The 15,839-nt window shown below is 42.1% G+C and carries 16 protein-coding genes and 2 pseudogenes; 6 read left to right on the plus strand and 12 right to left on the minus strand.

Annotation, left to right across the window (positions count from 1 at the left end; translation table 11 throughout):
* Window positions 1-2 precede the first annotated feature (2 nt).
* Window positions 3-494, minus strand: coding sequence for a YqhR family membrane protein (locus GC098_RS12700; RefSeq protein WP_171643511.1), 492 nt, complete (start codon window positions 492-494; stop codon window positions 3-5).
* 201 nt (window positions 495-695) lie between these two features.
* On the opposite strand from GC098_RS12700, the gene GC098_RS12705 reads away from it, so the two are divergent.
* Together GC098_RS12705 and GC098_RS12710 are read left to right on the plus strand one after the other, a co-directional pair.
* Window positions 696-1,589, plus strand: coding sequence for a DUF1385 domain-containing protein (locus tag GC098_RS12705; RefSeq protein WP_171643562.1), 894 nt, complete (start codon window positions 696-698; stop codon window positions 1,587-1,589).
* Window positions 1,586-1,843 carry a hypothetical protein gene (locus GC098_RS12710; RefSeq protein WP_171643512.1) on the plus strand — a complete coding sequence of 86 codons (258 nt, stop codon included), beginning with the start codon at window positions 1,586-1,588 and terminating at the stop codon, window positions 1,841-1,843. Before GC098_RS12705 ends, GC098_RS12710 begins: the two co-directional genes overlap by 4 nt.
* 12 nt (window positions 1,844-1,855) lie before the next feature.
* On the opposite strand, the gene GC098_RS12715 is transcribed toward GC098_RS12710, so the two are convergent.
* Entirely contained in the window at window positions 1,856-2,818 is a 963-nt protein-coding gene (locus GC098_RS12715; protein WP_171643513.1) for a patatin-like phospholipase family protein, read from the minus strand.
* Between the two features lie 112 nt (window positions 2,819-2,930).
* Complete coding sequence (gene mntR, locus GC098_RS12720) at window positions 2,931-3,356, minus strand: transcriptional regulator MntR (RefSeq protein ID WP_047673922.1); 426 nt, start codon at window positions 3,354-3,356, stop codon at window positions 2,931-2,933.
* A gap of 213 nt (window positions 3,357-3,569) precedes the next feature.
* On the opposite strand from mntR, the pseudogene GC098_RS12725 reads away from it, so the two are divergent.
* Window positions 3,570-4,013, plus strand: a pseudogene (locus GC098_RS12725) (spore photoproduct lyase family protein); the annotation flags it as partial.
* On the opposite strand, the gene GC098_RS12730 reads toward GC098_RS12725, so the two are convergent.
* From GC098_RS12730 to GC098_RS41555, 8 genes are all read right to left on the minus strand, one after another.
* Window positions 4,014-4,727, minus strand: a complete 714-nt coding sequence (locus GC098_RS12730; RefSeq protein ID WP_171643514.1) for a cytochrome c biogenesis CcdA family protein — start codon at window positions 4,725-4,727, stop codon at window positions 4,014-4,016. It abuts the pseudogene before it with no gap.
* A gap of 1 nt (window position 4,728) precedes the next feature.
* Window positions 4,729-5,529, minus strand: a complete 801-nt coding sequence (locus tag GC098_RS12735; RefSeq protein WP_171643515.1) for a metal ABC transporter permease — start codon at window positions 5,527-5,529, stop codon at window positions 4,729-4,731.
* Window positions 5,530-5,581: 52 nt separating this feature from the next.
* Window positions 5,582-6,361, minus strand: a complete 780-nt coding sequence (locus GC098_RS12740) for a metal ABC transporter ATP-binding protein (RefSeq protein WP_171643516.1) — start codon at window positions 6,359-6,361, stop codon at window positions 5,582-5,584.
* Window positions 6,362-6,403: 42 nt separating this feature from the next.
* Window positions 6,404-7,327 (minus strand): metal ABC transporter substrate-binding protein, encoded by a 924-nt coding sequence (locus GC098_RS12745; RefSeq protein WP_171643517.1) that lies wholly within the window; start codon window positions 7,325-7,327, stop codon window positions 6,404-6,406.
* A gap of 162 nt (window positions 7,328-7,489) precedes the next feature.
* Window positions 7,490-7,894 (minus strand): hypothetical protein, encoded by a 405-nt coding sequence (locus GC098_RS12750; protein WP_171643518.1) that lies wholly within the window; start codon window positions 7,892-7,894, stop codon window positions 7,490-7,492.
* 122 nt (window positions 7,895-8,016) lie between these two features.
* The gene (gene metG, locus GC098_RS12755; RefSeq protein WP_171643519.1) at window positions 8,017-10,014 is read right to left on the minus strand and encodes a methionine--tRNA ligase; all 1,998 of its coding nucleotides are present in this window, start codon (window positions 10,012-10,014) and stop codon (window positions 8,017-8,019) included.
* Window positions 10,015-10,383: 369 nt separating this feature from the next.
* Entirely contained in the window at window positions 10,384-10,632 is a 249-nt protein-coding gene (yidD, locus tag GC098_RS12760; protein WP_171692470.1) for a membrane protein insertion efficiency factor YidD, read from the minus strand.
* Window positions 10,633-10,724: 92 nt separating this feature from the next.
* Window positions 10,725-11,459, minus strand: a complete 735-nt coding sequence (locus tag GC098_RS41555) for a transposase (RefSeq protein ID WP_376773863.1) — start codon at window positions 11,457-11,459, stop codon at window positions 10,725-10,727.
* A gap of 469 nt (window positions 11,460-11,928) precedes the next feature.
* On the opposite strand from GC098_RS41555, the gene GC098_RS12770 reads away from it, so the two are divergent.
* Window positions 11,929-12,210, plus strand: a complete 282-nt coding sequence (locus GC098_RS12770; RefSeq protein WP_216625250.1) for a hypothetical protein — start codon at window positions 11,929-11,931, stop codon at window positions 12,208-12,210.
* A gap of 414 nt (window positions 12,211-12,624) precedes the next feature.
* On the opposite strand, the pseudogene GC098_RS12775 reads toward GC098_RS12770, so the two are convergent.
* Window positions 12,625-14,232 (minus strand): annotated as a pseudogene (locus GC098_RS12775) (beta-galactosidase); the annotation flags it as partial.
* Window positions 14,233-14,293: 61 nt separating this feature from the next.
* Between GC098_RS12775 and GC098_RS12780 the strand changes: the two are divergent.
* Window positions 14,294-15,094, plus strand: coding sequence for a helix-turn-helix transcriptional regulator (locus GC098_RS12780; protein ID WP_246358578.1), 801 nt, complete (start codon window positions 14,294-14,296; stop codon window positions 15,092-15,094).
* A gap of 52 nt (window positions 15,095-15,146) precedes the next feature.
* Window positions 15,147-15,791, plus strand: coding sequence for a DsbA family oxidoreductase (locus GC098_RS12785; RefSeq protein WP_171643523.1), 645 nt, complete (start codon window positions 15,147-15,149; stop codon window positions 15,789-15,791).
* The last annotated feature ends 48 nt before the right edge of the window (window positions 15,792-15,839 follow it).

The raw sequence follows: 15,839 nt of genomic DNA on the forward strand, positions 1-15,839 counted from the left end.
TTTCATGTCTTGTGTATAGTTTGTCTTGTTCTTGCATCCGTGTATTCAATAGAAATCGAATAACCAATAAACATCCCCCATAAGAGGAATAAACAAAAATCACTAAGAACAGTATCTAAATCTAGATCCTGAATCCAATAGGTCATCCCCAATAAGGGACCCATGAGTAAATATATGACTGCCCACCATAGAGCACCATACCCTAGCCCCCACCAAGGCCCCTGAAGTTTCCACATCGTGACCATATAGATGTACGCAGCAATGATTGAAAAGAGGATGAAGAAGCCCCAACCAACGAGCGTCCCCTGCCATGTATGCAGAAAATCATGTTTGAAAAAAGGCTCCACAAGAAAACCGATTACAATCTTGGTGAACTTTAAATAATACTCAACAATTTTGATTGCTCCCCATATGAATCCTGCGAAAAAACCGATGTAAAGGGCAAATACCCAACGATTCGTCAGGATTTTTCCTTCCTTTTTATCACTTGTCATCCATTGTCTTCCTTTCTCTACACATGTTGCTTGTCTTTCCTTAGGTAAGAATAGTATGTTCTACCGCTATCGGTAGCATTCAATCTACGAATCCGTTACAATAAGAAAGTACAAATAACTGAATTTGAGAAAGATAAGAAGGTGGATCTTGTGGCAGAACAAAACAGTATATACGGAGGACAAGCCGTCATTGAAGGCGTCATGTTCGCAGGAAAAAATGTGCATGTAACCGCTGTGCGCAAAAAAGACGGTTCCCTTGATTACTTAGAAGTACCGAAGAAAGTGATCCCTTGGGTCCAAACACTCAAGAAAATTCCGTTTATACGCGGTATTGTGGGAATCATTGAATCAAGCGCTAAAGGCGCGCAGCATCTGAATTTCTCAGCTGAATCCTTCGCTGAACAAGAAGGCGAGGATGCTAGCAGTGCCAAGAAAGAAGAAAAACCAGGCTTCTTTTCTAATATTTCGATGATTCTTGGCGTAGCAGTTGTAGGTGTGATTTCATTTCTATTCGGGAAATTCGTATTCACGCTAGTTCCAGCTGTCATTGAACAGTTTTTGTTTCAAAATGTATTTAGCAATCAATTTCTTCATAATCTTATAGAAGGTGTTATTAAGATTATTTTACTTGTCGGATATATTTATTTCATATCTTTGACACCTATGATCCGCAGATTGTTTCAATATCATGGCGCTGAGCACAAGGTCATTAGTGCTTATGAGGCAGGCGTAGAGCTTACGGTAAGTAACGTACAGAAATTCAACACGCTTCATTATCGTTGTGGCAGCAGCTTCATCGTTTTCACCGTATTGATTGGGGTCGTCATTTACTCATTCCTTCACTATGACGGATATGTCGAACGCATCGTGCAGCGTTTAATATTGCTGCCAGTAGTCATCGGTGTTTCTTACGAGGTGTTACGATTCACTAATTCGCTTCGTGAAGTTCCTGTGCTTCGTTACTTAGGTTATCCTGGACTATGGCTTCAACTGCTTACGACCAAGGAGCCTGAAGACAGTCAAGTTGAGGTGTCGATTGCTTCTTTCAACCGTATGCGTGAAGCAGAACAACGAATTTTGGAGGGACGGGCATGAGAAGAAAATTTTCCCCGATCGAGGTCGCCATTGCGATTTTAATTGCGATTGGTTTGCTGGTAAGTTTGCGAACTTTATTCATTCCTATTCTCGTGTTAGGGATTATTTTTCTTCTATACAAATTCCCACCTTCTCGTTGGAGAAAGCCTTCGATTGGTCGGGGGCCAGCCAAAGGGAAAAGGAAAAACGCCAAGTTCCGTGTTATTAACGGAAGTAAAGATTCTGATTCGGATGATTTACCCAAATATCATTAATACCACTTAGCGTTATTGGCGCCGCAATACTAACTTCTCATAATTCTGTTCATATGTTTCAGCGGACCAATTGTTAAAGTAGTCATTGGAAGCTTTAAAGCCTGAATCGTATAACGACATACTGAGTTCCTTTGATAAGTTAAATTGCGTATTTCCCACACCTAACGTAGGTATTTTGACTGTACGGAACCGGTTCTTTTGCTCGATGTAACGCTCATCATGAGCGCTCAGCATCGTTCCAAATAACGCTTCCAGCATGGTTATCGGTCCTTTAATTTTACGAGTGGGCATATCGCTTTTACCGACTAATTGGAAACCAATAACAGGAATGATATCCTCACGATCCGTTTCCTGGTCGAACACCCAAAGTGGATAGTTGCTTAACAAGCCGCCATCTACAATATAATAAAATTGCTCTGCGAAAGGCGCTGCCTTTGCAGAGCTTTTTATTTTGCGCCGAATCATGACAGGATCGAAGAAATAAGGAATGCTAGTGCTCATCCGAACGGCTTTGGCGATAGAGAATTTACGTGGATCGATCCCATATTGTGCAATATCATCAGGTAAAATCAAAAGCTTACCTTGCGTAATATCGGATGCAATAACGCGCAGCTGATTGTGTCTCAAGTCACCAAATGTACGGATTCCTTTGGCTGCCAATTGTTGACCAACCCAATCCTCTAACGCTGCTCCGGAGTACAAGCCTTTTTTGATGAACAGCCGCGCGGCCGGACCAATAATTTTCGTATTAAAAATAGGTGAACGCTGCATAAACGACCTGAAAGGTGCTCTCAGGATCATTTCTTTCATGTCTTCTCCTGTATAACCTGCAGCCAAAAGAGCCGCTACGATAGCCCCTGAGCTTGTACCTGCGACTTCATTGAAGACATGCCCCTGCTTCATCGCCGCGCTTACACCACCAGCCAGTGCAATCCCCTTTACGCCTCCGCCTTCAAACACTCCGTTGATCTTCAAATCGACACCCCTCCTAGTAGATCGACTATAGGGCTTCCATTGTTATGTATGCGGAGGCAGGATGTTTATATACCCAAAAAAAAGACAGAGCACCGCAAATAGCGGTCTCTGCCTAGCTTTCAGCTTCTAAATCTTTACGAACATTCATTAGATCATCCATCCGATTCGGTTCTCTTCGAAAATATTCTAATAACGTTTCAATACAAGTAATGGAATCCCAGCTTAAATGATGCTCAATTCCTTCAACATCCTTATATATATTGTCCTCTTGGACACCAATAGTCGTTAAGAAATTTTCTAGAAGTTGATGACGCTCCACTAAACGCTTCCCCATTTTCTTCCCTTTGGGAGTTAACATGAGTCCGCGATATTTTTCATAGATCAAGTAATTATCTTTATCCAGTTTTTGAATCATTTTAGTTACAGAAGAGGGGTGCACCTCAAGCCCTTCAGCAATGTCGGAGACACGAGCGTAACCTTTCTCGTCAATAAGCTTATATATTCTCTCCAAATAGTCTTCCATGCTTGGCGTTGCCATTGCTTTATTTCCCCCTGCTTTTCCTTTATTTCCTGCCTACTGCTTAACTATCATAATGCATCAACCCAGATGCGGTCAAATATCCCATGGTTCATCAAGTTATGACGATGACACACTAATGTACAACAAAGAAACGATCAGATATTAGTGAAAGGAGCTTATCATGTCTACTGAATTGCTCTCCAGACCCGAGCCAAGCACTGCTGTGTTTTAAGTGTGAATGTAGACTACGTCATTAAAAACTTCGAACCTGGCACTTCCAAGTTCCAGGAACGAATCGAAGCCGCAGGCAAAGTAGCCCATGCAGGCTATCCGCTAGGCTTTATTATTGCGCCAATCATTTGGCATGAAGGATGGGAAGAAGGTTATAGTACTTTGCTTGAACGTCTTATAAAGAACTCCCTGTTGATGCGACGAAAGATTTAACCTTTGAAATGATACAGCATCGTTTTCACGAGAACAGCAAAAAATATCATCGAAAAAAGATACCCAAAAACGAAACTAGAAATGGACGAAGAAAAACGAAAGTACAAATGGGGCAAATACGGGAAAGGGAAATATGTCTACAAAGATGAACAAGCAAACGCATTTAGGGAATTTATCACAGAGCAAATCTTTGATAAATTCCCTGATGCGAAGATCGAATATTTCACGTAACTAGAACTTTAACCAATCGGGGGTTATAGAGTTTAACCAAAGCGTGATTTGCGTCATTTTGCCTGTATAGAGCAGAACCGCAATGACGATCATCAAGCCCCCTCCTATTTTCATAATCAGGCTTGAATAGCGTAGTATCCATTTCGTAGATCCGATAAAAAAAGATAGTACAAAAAATGGAATCGCAAAACCTAGCGAATAGGCAGTCGTTAATTGAAACCATGTACCAGGTTCCGTTGTAGCCAACGCAAGGATGGCTGACAGAATCGGTCCAACACAAGGGGACCACCCTGCTGCAAACCCCATTCCAACAAGAACGGAACCAATATACCCGGCAGGACGAAATTTGATATTGAATTTACGTTCCTTCATTAACCATTGAGGCTGGAAAATGCCAAGCAAGAACAATCCCATGATGAAAATTAATAAAGCTGCTATTTGTCGAAGCAAATCACGATAATCGATGAAAAAATTGCCTAAGAATCCCGCTGTTAAGCCTAACGCATAAAAAATGATCGAAAACCCAACGATAAAACTTAACGTATGAAGCATCGTTTGACGTCGAACTGCCGAAGATGATTCCCCTGATTTCAATTCGCTAACTGAAATTCCCGTTATGTAGGAGAGATAAGAAGGATATAAGGGCAAACAACAAGGTGATATGAAGGAAGCAATTCCCGCCCATAAAGCAATCCACAAATTAACAGAATCCATATTAAATCCTCAATCCTCTTTTCAAAATGATCCCGATCAATATCGCTATGAGAGTGAGTACAACCGTTCCACCCGGAGCAAGATCCCACACACCCGCAACGACAAGACCAATGACAACTGCAATTTCAGAAAAAAGTATCGCTAAAAAGACGGAGTGCTTAAAGCTCCGAGCGATCAATAAACTGCACGCTACTGGTATCGTTAATAACGAGGATACTAGCAGTGCTCCGACAATTTTGATAGCGACTGATATCACAAGAGCCGTTAGCATTGTAATCATCATATTATAATATTTAAGCGGAAGTCCACTTACACTCGCAGCATCTTCATCAAAGAACATAAGAAAGAACTCTTTGAAATGGGCCGCGATTACACCTACTACGAGTACACAAACACCAAAAACAACCCATAAATCGGTTGAATCCAATGTGTAAATACTACCGAACAAATAACTCATTACGTTCATATTAAAGCCTTTACCAATGGTAAAAAGTAGAGTCGCCAGTGCAACCCCGCCTGACATGATAATAGCTATGGAAAGCTCAGCGTAAGTCTTGTAGGCTTTGCGCAAACGTTCAATGGCAAACGATGCAAGCAAAGCGAACACGAGGCCAACCCCCAAAGGATACACGTTAATGAGAAATCCAAGAGCAACACCTGCAATTGAAACATGCGCAAGAGTATCCCCAATCATGGATAACCGTCGAAGGACAAGAAAAACGCCCATTAAAGGCGCTGTAAGCCCAATCAGAATGCCACCAATTAATGCACGTTGAAAAAAGTATTCCGTAAATATGTCCAAAATGCCCGCTCCTATATAGGGATCTTTGTTTGGAGAACAAAGTCTCTCCTCTTTATTGAACTCCGATCATCTCACGAATCTGGCCGATTGAGTGTGTCAAATTCGTCTCACGGCAATCCTCCGGATCATGGGTATGCTTTACATAAAACTTAATGCCGCCACTTACCTTCTGCGGCTCTGTCCCTAGATATGACTGCATCATGTCCATATCATGGGATACCATGATGAAGGTCATATGATGATGCTGGTGCATGTGTCGGATCATTCGAAAAAATCCGACCTGCGTTTCAGCATCGATGCCAACCGTCGGCTCATCGAGAATGAGCAGCTCAGGGTTGTTTACGATCGCGCGTGCAAGGAAAGCACGCTGCTGTTGCCCGCCCGATAGCTGACCAATGCGTCGGTCAGCCAAATCCTCGATGCGCATTGCAAGCATCGCATCTTCGGCCTTTTGAAGGTCAGCTTTGGTCAACCGACGATAAACCCGCTTCTTGCTGTACATGCCAGATAAAACAATTTCCCTGACTGTAGCTGGGAATAAGGGATTGAACGCATTTTTTTGAGGTACATAACCGATACGTTCCCAATCTTTGAATTGGCTCAGCGGGCGATCAAACAGCCTGATCTCCCCAACTGTTGGTTTCAACAGACCGACAAGCATTTTAAGCAGTGTAGTTTTTCCAGCACCATTGGAACCAATGACACCCACAAAATCACGTTCAAGAACATCGAAATGAAGTTTATCTATCACTTTCTTATTATCATAAGAGAATGAAAGGTCATCAATAGATACTATGCTCCGATGGCAAAAGTTTTTACTGTTATTCTCCATCTTCTTACTCCTGACTCACTAAAGAATGGAATTACTCTTACCTTATTGTAAGGCAATTACTAAGTTTTTCAAATTTTCGTCCATGATCGAGATATAATCTTTGCCTGACTTCATCTGTTCATCCGTTAATCCCTCAATCGGGTTAAGTACCATTGTGTCCACTTTAGCATCTTTAGCTAACGTTTTGGCTAATTTATCTGATACCAGTTCTTCAAAGAAAATATATTTCAAACCATGTTCTTTCAAAAACTCATTCATTTTCTTCAAATCCTGAGCCGTCGGCTCCGCATCCGGTGATAATCCCATTATGGACATTTGTGTTAAGCCATAATCCCTACATAAATAAGCAAAAGCGTGATGAGAAACCGCAATTTCTTTCTTCGAAGTACCACCAATTTCCTTTTTGTACCGCGCATCCAAATCGGTCAATTTCGCTGCATATTTCGTATAATTTTGCTCAAAAACATCCTTGTGAGCAGGATCCGCTTCAATCAGAGCTATTTTAATATTATTAGCCATTTTCATAGCGTTTAACGGACTTAACCAAGCATGAGGGTCATATTCCTCTTTATTTTCCGTCGTTTTTATTAAATCTGCCCCTTTACTGGCCTCAACAACCTTTAAAGTCGAGTCTGCTGACAAACTACCGAGGAAGTCCTCTACCCAACCTTCAAACCCTGCTCCTTGATACACAAAAATTTGGGCTTGTGTCATATTTTTGATGTCTCTGCTCTTTGGCGACCAGTCATGCGGTTCTACGCCAGCTGGAACCAAATTGATCGCATTCACATACTCCCCGCCAATATTGCGAGTAAATTCATAAAGGGGATAAAAACTGGTCACTACATTGACTTTGCCTTGAACCATCTTAGCTTTCGAACTAGCAATACTTCCACAACCAGCCATGTAAATAGTTAAAATAGCCAACAAGACTATGTAAAGAACTCTATTATTTCTTATCATCATAATCAACCCACCCATTTTCTAAATCGTAATAATTTTTATTAACGAATTGATTATACGAGTCCCCTTAATTGAAGTCAATACATCGAAGCGCAAAAAACAAAAAAGCCAGCTGTCAAATTCACAGCATGGCCCTATCTGTTGCAAGTAACTGGTTTGCTTTTGTTATTTCGTTTGACCTCCACCACCATCTGTCTTGTTCGAACTACCTGAATCTCCCTCCTTCGACCCACCTGAATCCTTTTTACTTGTATCCCCACTTCTCTTAGAATCAGATGGTTTATTACTTTCCTCTTTTAACTTCTTATAACGTTCTTCTGATTGTTTAATAAGCTTGGTATCCTGATCAATCTTGTATTGAAGAATCTCATTGTAAATCTGGTATTGCTTTTTCAACTCTTGATCAATAACACTTTCTTTCCCCTTCGTACTCTGTGTTTTAGATTTCGATTGATCCTTTTTGGCATCCTCCTTCTTCTTACTTGAGTCGCCACCGAAAATCGAACAAGCCGATATAAGAATAACCATTCCTGAAACACCCATTAATTTCACAAGAAACCGAACACTCATATGCCTCACTCCGTGGTTAGTTTCCTTTATCATGCCCCAGTCACATTAAAAACACCCATACTAACACAAACACCCCATACCGGAAAAATAAGGGATGAGGTGTTTGTTCGTTTTGGCTCCTATTATTTCACAATTGCTCCATTAGGCATCGAATCAGGGACTGTAGCAAGAGTAAGCTGGTCGCCATGTGAAGCAGCGAGAATCATACCTTGTGACAGCTCGCCGCGCAGCTTGACGGGCTTTAAATTCGTGACGCAAATCACTTTGCGTCCAGTAAGCTCTTCGGGCGAGTAAAACTTCGCGATGCCTGATACAACCTGGCGCTGCTCGTATCCGAGGTCGAGCTGCAGCTTGAGAAGCTTATCGGCGCCTTTCACAGGCTCCGCCGATAACACCTGAGCTACGCGGAGCTCCACCTTGGCGAAATCGTCAATCGCGATTTCTTCCTTAGCCTCTGGCGCGGGCACTGTGTTGGCAGCAACTGCAGGTGCAGCCGCTGTCGCTTCGTCGGCGCTAGATGCAGCGCCGCCTCCCATGGCCTCGACGATGTAGCCGACTTCTGCCTCCACGTCCAGTCGAGGGAACATAGGCTCTCCCTTCTGCACCTTTGTGCCATCAGGGAGATGCCCGAAGGTTTGCACGCTCTCCCACGCCGTCAAACGCGGCAGGTCCTCGGCAGCTAAGCCCAGCTGCTGCCAAATCAGTTGCGGCGTCTTAGTCAAAAACGGACGCAACAACACGGATGAAATGCGCTGGGATTCTGCCAGCACATACATTACGGAGCCAAGTGTCTCGCGCTTGGCTTCATCCTTCACCATCGACCAAGGCTGCGTCTCGTCGATATATTTATTCGTGCGGCTGATAAGCTGCCACACAGCTGAAAGCGCAATGGAAAATTCCATCTTTTCCATTGCTTCCTCGTACTTCGCTACCGTAGAACGAACAGTCTCCAAGAGACTTTCGTCAAATTCGGTAGCCCCCGCAACATATGCGGGAATCTTTCCGGCAAAGTACTTATCGATCATCACGATCGTACGGTTCAATAGATTCCCGAGATCATTGGCGAGGTCATGATTGACTCGCTCAACAAAACTTTCCGGCGTAAATGTTCCATCCGCCCCGAAAGGCACTTCACGCATGAGATAGTAACGCAGCGCATCTAATCCATAACGGTCGATTAACGTAACCGGATCAACAACATTCCCTTTGGACTTCGACATTTTGCCGTCCTTCATGAGCAGCCAGCCGTGCGCAAACACCTTTTTCGGCAAAGGTAATTCAAGAGCCATCAACATAATCGGCCAATAAATCGTGTGGAATCGAACAATCTCCTTACTCATTAAATGAACATCCGCAGGCCAATATTTCTTGAAGTTACTTTCATCTTCAGAACCATAGCCAAGTGCAGTAATGTAGTTGGAAAGCGCATCGATCCAGACATAAATGACATGTTTCGGATCCCCTGGAACTTTGATTCCCCAGTCAAACGTCGTTCTGGATACAGCCAAATCCTCAAGACCTGGTTTAATGAAGTTATTCAGCATTTCATTTTTACGAGATTCTGGGTGGATGAAATCTGGATTATCTTCGTAATACTGCACCAAGCGATCGGCGTACTTACTCATCCGGAAGAAATAAGTTTGCTCCTTCATTTTCTCTACAGGTCGCCCACAATCTGGACATTTCCCATCTACGAGCTTGCTTTCCGGGAAAAAAGATTCATCCGGAATACAGTACCAGCCCTCATACTCGCCTAAATAGATATCCCCTTGATCCAGTAATCGTTGAAAAATCTTACCAACAGCATCTTTATGACGATCTTCGGTTGTTCGAATAAAATCATCATATGAAATATCCAGCTTCGCCCAAAGCTCTTTGATTCCTGAAACAATATGATCTACAAATTGCTGAGGCGTCGTCCCTTTCTCCTGAGCCTTGCGCTCAATCTTCTGACCATGTTCATCCGTTCCTGTTAAATACCTGACATCAAAGCCGCGCAGTCGCTTGTAACGAGCCATAGCGTCACCGGCTACGGTAGAATAAGCGTGACCAATATGCAGCTTACCACTCGGGTAATAAATTGGTGTTGTAATGTAAAATGTTTTCGATTGCGTTGACATCATTCGTTCCTCCTAGCAAATAGTAGAAAACACAAAAAACCCTCATCCATCTTGGGACGAGAGTTGAACTCACGCGGTACCACCCAGGTTCCCCCGCCTTTCACAAGCTCGGGGCTCAGTAAGTCGATTACGACTTGCCCATTAACGCTGGGACACGAGGCTAGCTTACTCCCATTTTGACATTTGCTTCACAAATGCAAACTAGGTAGCTCGAAGGCCTATTCTCCGGGACCATATTCCAAACCTACTCCTATACCGGCTTTCACCTAACCCGGCTCTCTGTTTATAGGCATCCGTTTGTACTTATCCGTTCATCGAAACCATATATATACAACTTAAGGCAAATATATCGAAAAAATGAGCTGCCTGTCAAGCAGACTGATCGTTATGAGATAAATTTTCCGCTCGTGCCGGCACATGATCAACACCACCCGGATGAAAAGGATGGCATTTACAAATCCGTTTCACCGTTAACCATGATCCCTTCAACGCACCGTGAACTTCAATTGCTTCTAATGCATATTGCGAACAAGTGGGATAGAATCGGCAAGTAGGCGGCTTCAACGGAGAAATAAACTTCCGATAGAAATGAATAGGTACTTGTAAAGTCTTTTTCAACCGAGTCTCTCTCCCTACTCCATTGTTTTTCAAAATATGATGCACATCCATCATGCCTGAAAAAAAGGACAGAGTCAATTCAAGCCTTCGTGCTAAGCTGAGAGTTGAAAACACTTAAGAAAAGTAGGATATAAATAGATCGATGTAAACGTCTTGATCCAACTAATAAACGTAAACCCCGATCTATTCTTATTATTCAAATATCTTTGGTGATTCTTAGGCAAACTACTCCGTATCATCAATTTGGAATTGAGTCTATTTATTTTGGATTCTAAGTATGAGCGCAGATTCCACTCGTTAGTGGAGTTTTGGTTTAAATCGGTTTGAGGCGTTTCTTCATTAAATTCCTGATCATTATCTGATGGAGTAACAGAGGCTGATTCTCTTACTTTCTGAAACAAATTAAGCCTATTTTCTTTAACCAAATTTGCATAATGAATTTTCTGAAGCATCAATTGAGCGCTTCTATAATTAATTTCAAGGATATGTGATAAAGAACTCGCCGTATACTCTTTGCCTTCTTGCAATAGCAATTGAATGGCACGGAACCAATGGAGTAGTGAGAGCTTGGATTTATGCATAATCGTCCCAGCAGTTATAGAAACCTGCGTTCTGCATTCCTTGCACTCTAATAATCTCCGTGTACGGATTCTAAAAGCTTCATTATAATCACAGCGAGGACAACAAAACCCATTAGACCAGCGCAACTTCATTAAGAAATTCTCACATTCCTCTTCTGTTAGAAACGTAAGAGTTTGCACATCGGTAAATTGTAGTTCCATATCCTCACCCTTTCTCCAATTTAGAACATTTGTTCTTATTCTCATTATACCAAACAAACGTTCCCTTGTGAAGTTCTTTTATTAAAGAACTCACATTTTAAAGAGTTGAATTCTGTTATATCTTTCTGGCTATTTGAGCTAGCAATACAAACTTGGTAGAAATGAAATTCTGAGACATATACAAAATACCATTTAAAAAACTCTGTAATTCTGGAAGCTGATAGCCCCGATAACTCTAATAATTCTACTAGCTCTGATAACTTTGCTAACTCTAGTACTCTGGCAGCAGTCGAAACTGAGGTAACACGTTAGCTCTGATAACACTGGTATTCTGTTAATTCAGGTTGTTTTAGTAGTAACGGTAGTAATGCTGAACCGACTGTTGAGTTGGATGATTCGGCTGAAGTTGGTGTAGTTGGTGTAGTTGGATACATATTGGAGGAATTACTTTAAATTTGATATTGTACTCAGATATCAGATCTGATAATCAGTTATAGTTGGTTATTGTTGGTTGTTGGCTATTGGTTATGGTTATTGGTTATTAGTTATTGATTGGTATTGGTTATTAGTTATTGATTGGTATTGGTTATTAGTTATTGATTGGTATTGGTTGGTTATTGGTTGGTTATTGGTTGGTTATTGGTTGGTTATTGGTTGGTTATTGGTTGGTTATTGGTTGGTTATTGGTTGGTTATCGGTAGTTGGTTGTTGGTATTGGTTGGTGGTTGGTGGTTGGTGGCTGTTGGTTTGGCTTTTAGTTTGGCTTTTAGTTTGGCTTTTAGTTGTTGGTAGTTAACTTTTGGTTGGTGCTTGGTTAGTGACTGTTGGCTGTTGGTTTGGCTTTTGGTTGTTACTTGTTGCCTGTTGGTTGTTGGTTGTTGGTTGTTGGTTGTTAGCTTTTGGTTATTAGCTATTGGTTTTTCGTTTAAGGATATGCCATTTTCACTCATTGTAGATACCACAGAATTTACGTTTTGTTGACGAGTAGCCTGGGCTGACTTTTCCTCACAGTAGCTGAAAGTACCAAAACTACATATATAATTTATTGCCATTTGGCTATCCTGCCTTTCAAGGTGATTTTACTAAAATTGGTCGCGTCTATGCCGAGATCGACGATGTTGCATTGCTGCTATATATAAAATTTCATAAATGAAAATAACCTCTGTCTTGAGACTGAGGTTATTTCCCGAAAACTTATAGAAGAATATCATCAACTTATTGATAGAATGAGAACACCTTTTGCTGAAAGTGTAACGGTATTGGTTACTGGTTGACCTACTATTAAGTCCGTTCCCTTTAAGGACCCTAAAACTACGTTCACGGGTTGATCATTGTGATTTAGGATAAACAGATATGTTTCATTCTCATTGGTTCTTTGTGAAATCTCAACACCAGGAACAGGAGGAATTGGTGCTGTTATACCTTTTTCTTTGCACAAATTCGCTAAAAAGCCCTGTAAAAAGGATGGCTCAGGACTAGTGGCTACATACCAAGCTTGACCTGCCCCGAATTTATTTACGGTTAGTGCTGGCATTCCTTGATAGAAATCGCTGCCATAGACCGCTTTTATCTCGGCTCCTTCTGAATGGATTAAGTCACATAGAAGTCCACATTGGTACTCACCGCTGAGTGCTCCCCATGTTTCTGTTAGCACGATTTGGTTGCTTTGATCAGGGAAAAGCGCATCGATTTCTTCTGCCCATATTCCGAGTACCTCACGCAATTCACCAGGGTAGCCGCCAAGTGAGACGATATCGTTCTCATTTACTATTCCGCTAAAGAATGTCGTCAGGAAGGTTCCTCCTGAACGGACGAAGTCCTCCACCCTCTTCGCGTAGCCTTTTTTCACCATGTAAAGCACAGGCGCAATAACGATATCATAGTCTGATAGATCTGTGTCTGTACCTATTAGATCGGCTTGAATATTTTGCTTAAATAGTGCGTCATAATATTTGTGGACCTCATCTACATATTTGAGGGCAACGGTTGGGCCACTGGACAGTTCTATGGCCCAGCGATTCTCCCAATCGAAAACGATAGCGACCCGAGCTTTGATTCTAGTATCCAGTAGGCTGTCGGAGAGTTTTTGCAGTTCAGACCCTAGCTCCGCGCATTCGCGGAACACTCGTGTATGTTCATGTCCAACGTGCTCGATGACAGCTCCGTGATATTTTTCGCATGCACCTACTGATCGTCGAAGCTGGAAAAACAACACAGTATCCCCACCATGAGCCACTGCCTGATAGCTCCAAAGCTTCATAACACCAGGACGTTTAAGTGAATTATATGGCTGCCAGTTCTGTTGGCTAGGAGTTTGTTCCATAAGCATGAATGGCTGTCCTTGCTTCAAGCCGCGCATAAGGTCATGTGTCATGGCCGTCAGACTAATAGGTGTATTTAGAGAAGGGTAATTATCCCAAGAGACAACATCTAAATGCTTAGCCCATTTGAAATAGTCTAATTCTTTATAAAGTCCCATTAAATTCGTTGTTACGGGGAGGTCAGGTGTATGTTTTTTGATGGCGTTATATTCTAGTTTATAACAGTCAAGCAAACTATTCGACATAAAACGGCGGTAATCGAGCGAGATTCCTTGGAAGTTAGTATTATCTACTCCCCATTCTTCGGAAAGAGCATTTGGTGGAACGATTTCTTCCCAATCATAGAAGGTATGACCCCAGAAACCCGTATTCCACACTTTATTCAATGTCTCGAGTGTTGTATAACGCTCTTGGAGCCAATTTCGGAAGCCGTCCGCACAATGATCGCAGTAACAATAGCCACCGTATTCATTAAAAACATGCCAGATTAGTACGGCTTACACCCTTATATAATAAAATGGAACAGGATCGTGAAAAATGCATAAAAGATATGAATTAATGCCTTCGACTTCGCAACCGTTTCCATTATTTATTGAAAGCATTGGTCACCATGAGGATCAAGAAAAGTTATTAAGACCTGAGGGTTTTCCTAGTTTCCATTGGCTGCAAACTTATTCAGGTGAAGGGGAATTCACTATGGACGGAAAAAAATTCCGTTTAACAAAAGGTTCTGGGGTATTGCTGCTTCCGGATGTCCCTCATTCTTATTGGGCTGTAACTGAACAATGGTGCACGCAATATGTCACATTCGGAGGGACTTGTGCTGATGCCATTCTTCGTTCATTTGATTTAATGGAGTCTGCTATATTTCGTTGGGATGAGGATGGTCCGCTGCAAGTGGAAATAGGACGAATTTTAGCCAATATGGATGCAGCACTCGAATATTCGGGGTACGAAGCCTCTGCGGATTTATATCACTTTCTAATACAGCTAAAAAAGCATGGACAAATCAATAACCGCGCCTCTATTCGCAATCAGATGGTCCAGCTGCAGCCCTTAATAATTTGGCTTGAAAGTCATTACGATAACCCTGATATCGGACTTGAAGAAATGGCTGGTATCCTAGAGATTATGCCTAGACACATGAATACACTGTTTCAGCATGCCTTTGGGCTATCCCCTTATTCCTATTTAATTATGATACGTCTTCGCAAATCCAAGGAGATGCTATTGAAACAGCAGCAGCAGACCGTCAAGGATGTGGCTGAGCAGGTAGGTTTCCGAGATACAAGTCACTTTGTCGCGAGTTTTCGCAAGCATGTTGGACTCACACCCGAACGTTTCAGGCAAATGAATTAGTGTGCTATAATAAAAATATAGTTACTATTTTTTTATTAAAGGAGTCTAATCTATGATTATTGAAATATTTCAAGATATTGTTTGTCCTTGGTGCCGTATCGGCAAAAAGAATTTGACTGATGCGTTAGCCAATTTTACATCGGAACCTGTTGAAGTCCACTATCGTGCTTACCAGCTCGACCCTTCAACACCTACTGAGGGATCACCCTTCCGTGATGTTATGCTTCAAAAGGTACGAGCGGACGAGGCGAAGCTGAGCGGCATGCTGCAGCAGGTTACGCAGGCTGGTCAAGGATCAGGATTACATTTCGATTTCTCCAAAGTTGAGAAGATGCCAAATACATTAAAGGCCCATCAGCTCATCGCTATCGCACCGGAAGATCATAAAAAAGATCTTGTTGACGATTTGTTTAAAGCTTACTTTGAAGATGGAAAAGATATTGGGAATGTGGATGTTTTGCTTGATTTTGCTGAGAAAATCGGCATGAATCGGGAACAAACCTCCACTCGTTTAAGTGCAAAGGAAGGGTTAGAGCAGGTCGAGGATGATCTTGATTTTGCCAGACAAGCTGGTGTTTCGGGGGTTCCCTTTTTCGTAATCAATCGTAAATATGCACTTACTGGCGCTCAACCTTCAGCCACCTTCCTGCAAGCCCTACAGCAAATCAGTGAGGAGCAAACGGAAGAAGAGGCTTAAAAGCAAACAAAAACCGACTCTCTCATTATTGAGAAGTAGTCGGTTTTT

It is taken from the genome of Paenibacillus phytorum, from assembly GCF_013141715.1.
GTDB classification, from domain to species: domain Bacteria; phylum Bacillota; class Bacilli; order Paenibacillales; family NBRC-103111; genus Paenibacillus_E; species Paenibacillus_E phytorum.

What these genes read in the sequence shown, in the direction of transcription:
- GC098_RS12700 (WP_171643511.1), bottom strand. Translation starts at nt 494, where the DNA reads ATGACAAGTGATAAAAAGGAAGGAAAAATCCTGACGAATCGTTGGGTA.
- GC098_RS12705 (WP_171643562.1), top strand. Translation starts at nt 696, where the DNA reads ATGTTCGCAGGAAAAAATGTGCATGTAACCGCTGTGCGCAAAAAAGAC.
- GC098_RS12710 (WP_171643512.1), top strand. Translation starts at nt 1,586, where the DNA reads ATGAGAAGAAAATTTTCCCCGATCGAGGTCGCCATTGCGATTTTAATT.
- mntR (WP_047673922.1), bottom strand. Translation starts at nt 3,356, where the DNA reads ATGGCAACGCCAAGCATGGAAGACTATTTGGAGAGAATATATAAGCTT.
- GC098_RS12730 (WP_171643514.1), bottom strand. Translation starts at nt 4,727, where the DNA reads ATGGATTCTGTTAATTTGTGGATTGCTTTATGGGCGGGAATTGCTTCC.
- GC098_RS12740 (WP_171643516.1), bottom strand. Translation starts at nt 6,361, where the DNA reads ATGGAGAATAACAGTAAAAACTTTTGCCATCGGAGCATAGTATCTATT.
- GC098_RS12745 (WP_171643517.1), bottom strand. Translation starts at nt 7,327, where the DNA reads ATGATGATAAGAAATAATAGAGTTCTTTACATAGTCTTGTTGGCTATT.
- GC098_RS12750 (WP_171643518.1), bottom strand. Translation starts at nt 7,894, where the DNA reads ATGAGTGTTCGGTTTCTTGTGAAATTAATGGGTGTTTCAGGAATGGTT.
- metG (WP_171643519.1), bottom strand. Translation starts at nt 10,014, where the DNA reads ATGTCAACGCAATCGAAAACATTTTACATTACAACACCAATTTATTAC.
- GC098_RS41555 (WP_376773863.1), bottom strand. Translation starts at nt 11,459, where the DNA reads ATGAGAATAAGAACAAATGTTCTAAATTGGAGAAAGGGTGAGGATATG.
- GC098_RS12780 (WP_246358578.1), top strand. Translation starts at nt 14,294, where the DNA reads ATGCCTTCGACTTCGCAACCGTTTCCATTATTTATTGAAAGCATTGGT.
- GC098_RS12785 (WP_171643523.1), top strand. Translation starts at nt 15,147, where the DNA reads ATGATTATTGAAATATTTCAAGATATTGTTTGTCCTTGGTGCCGTATC.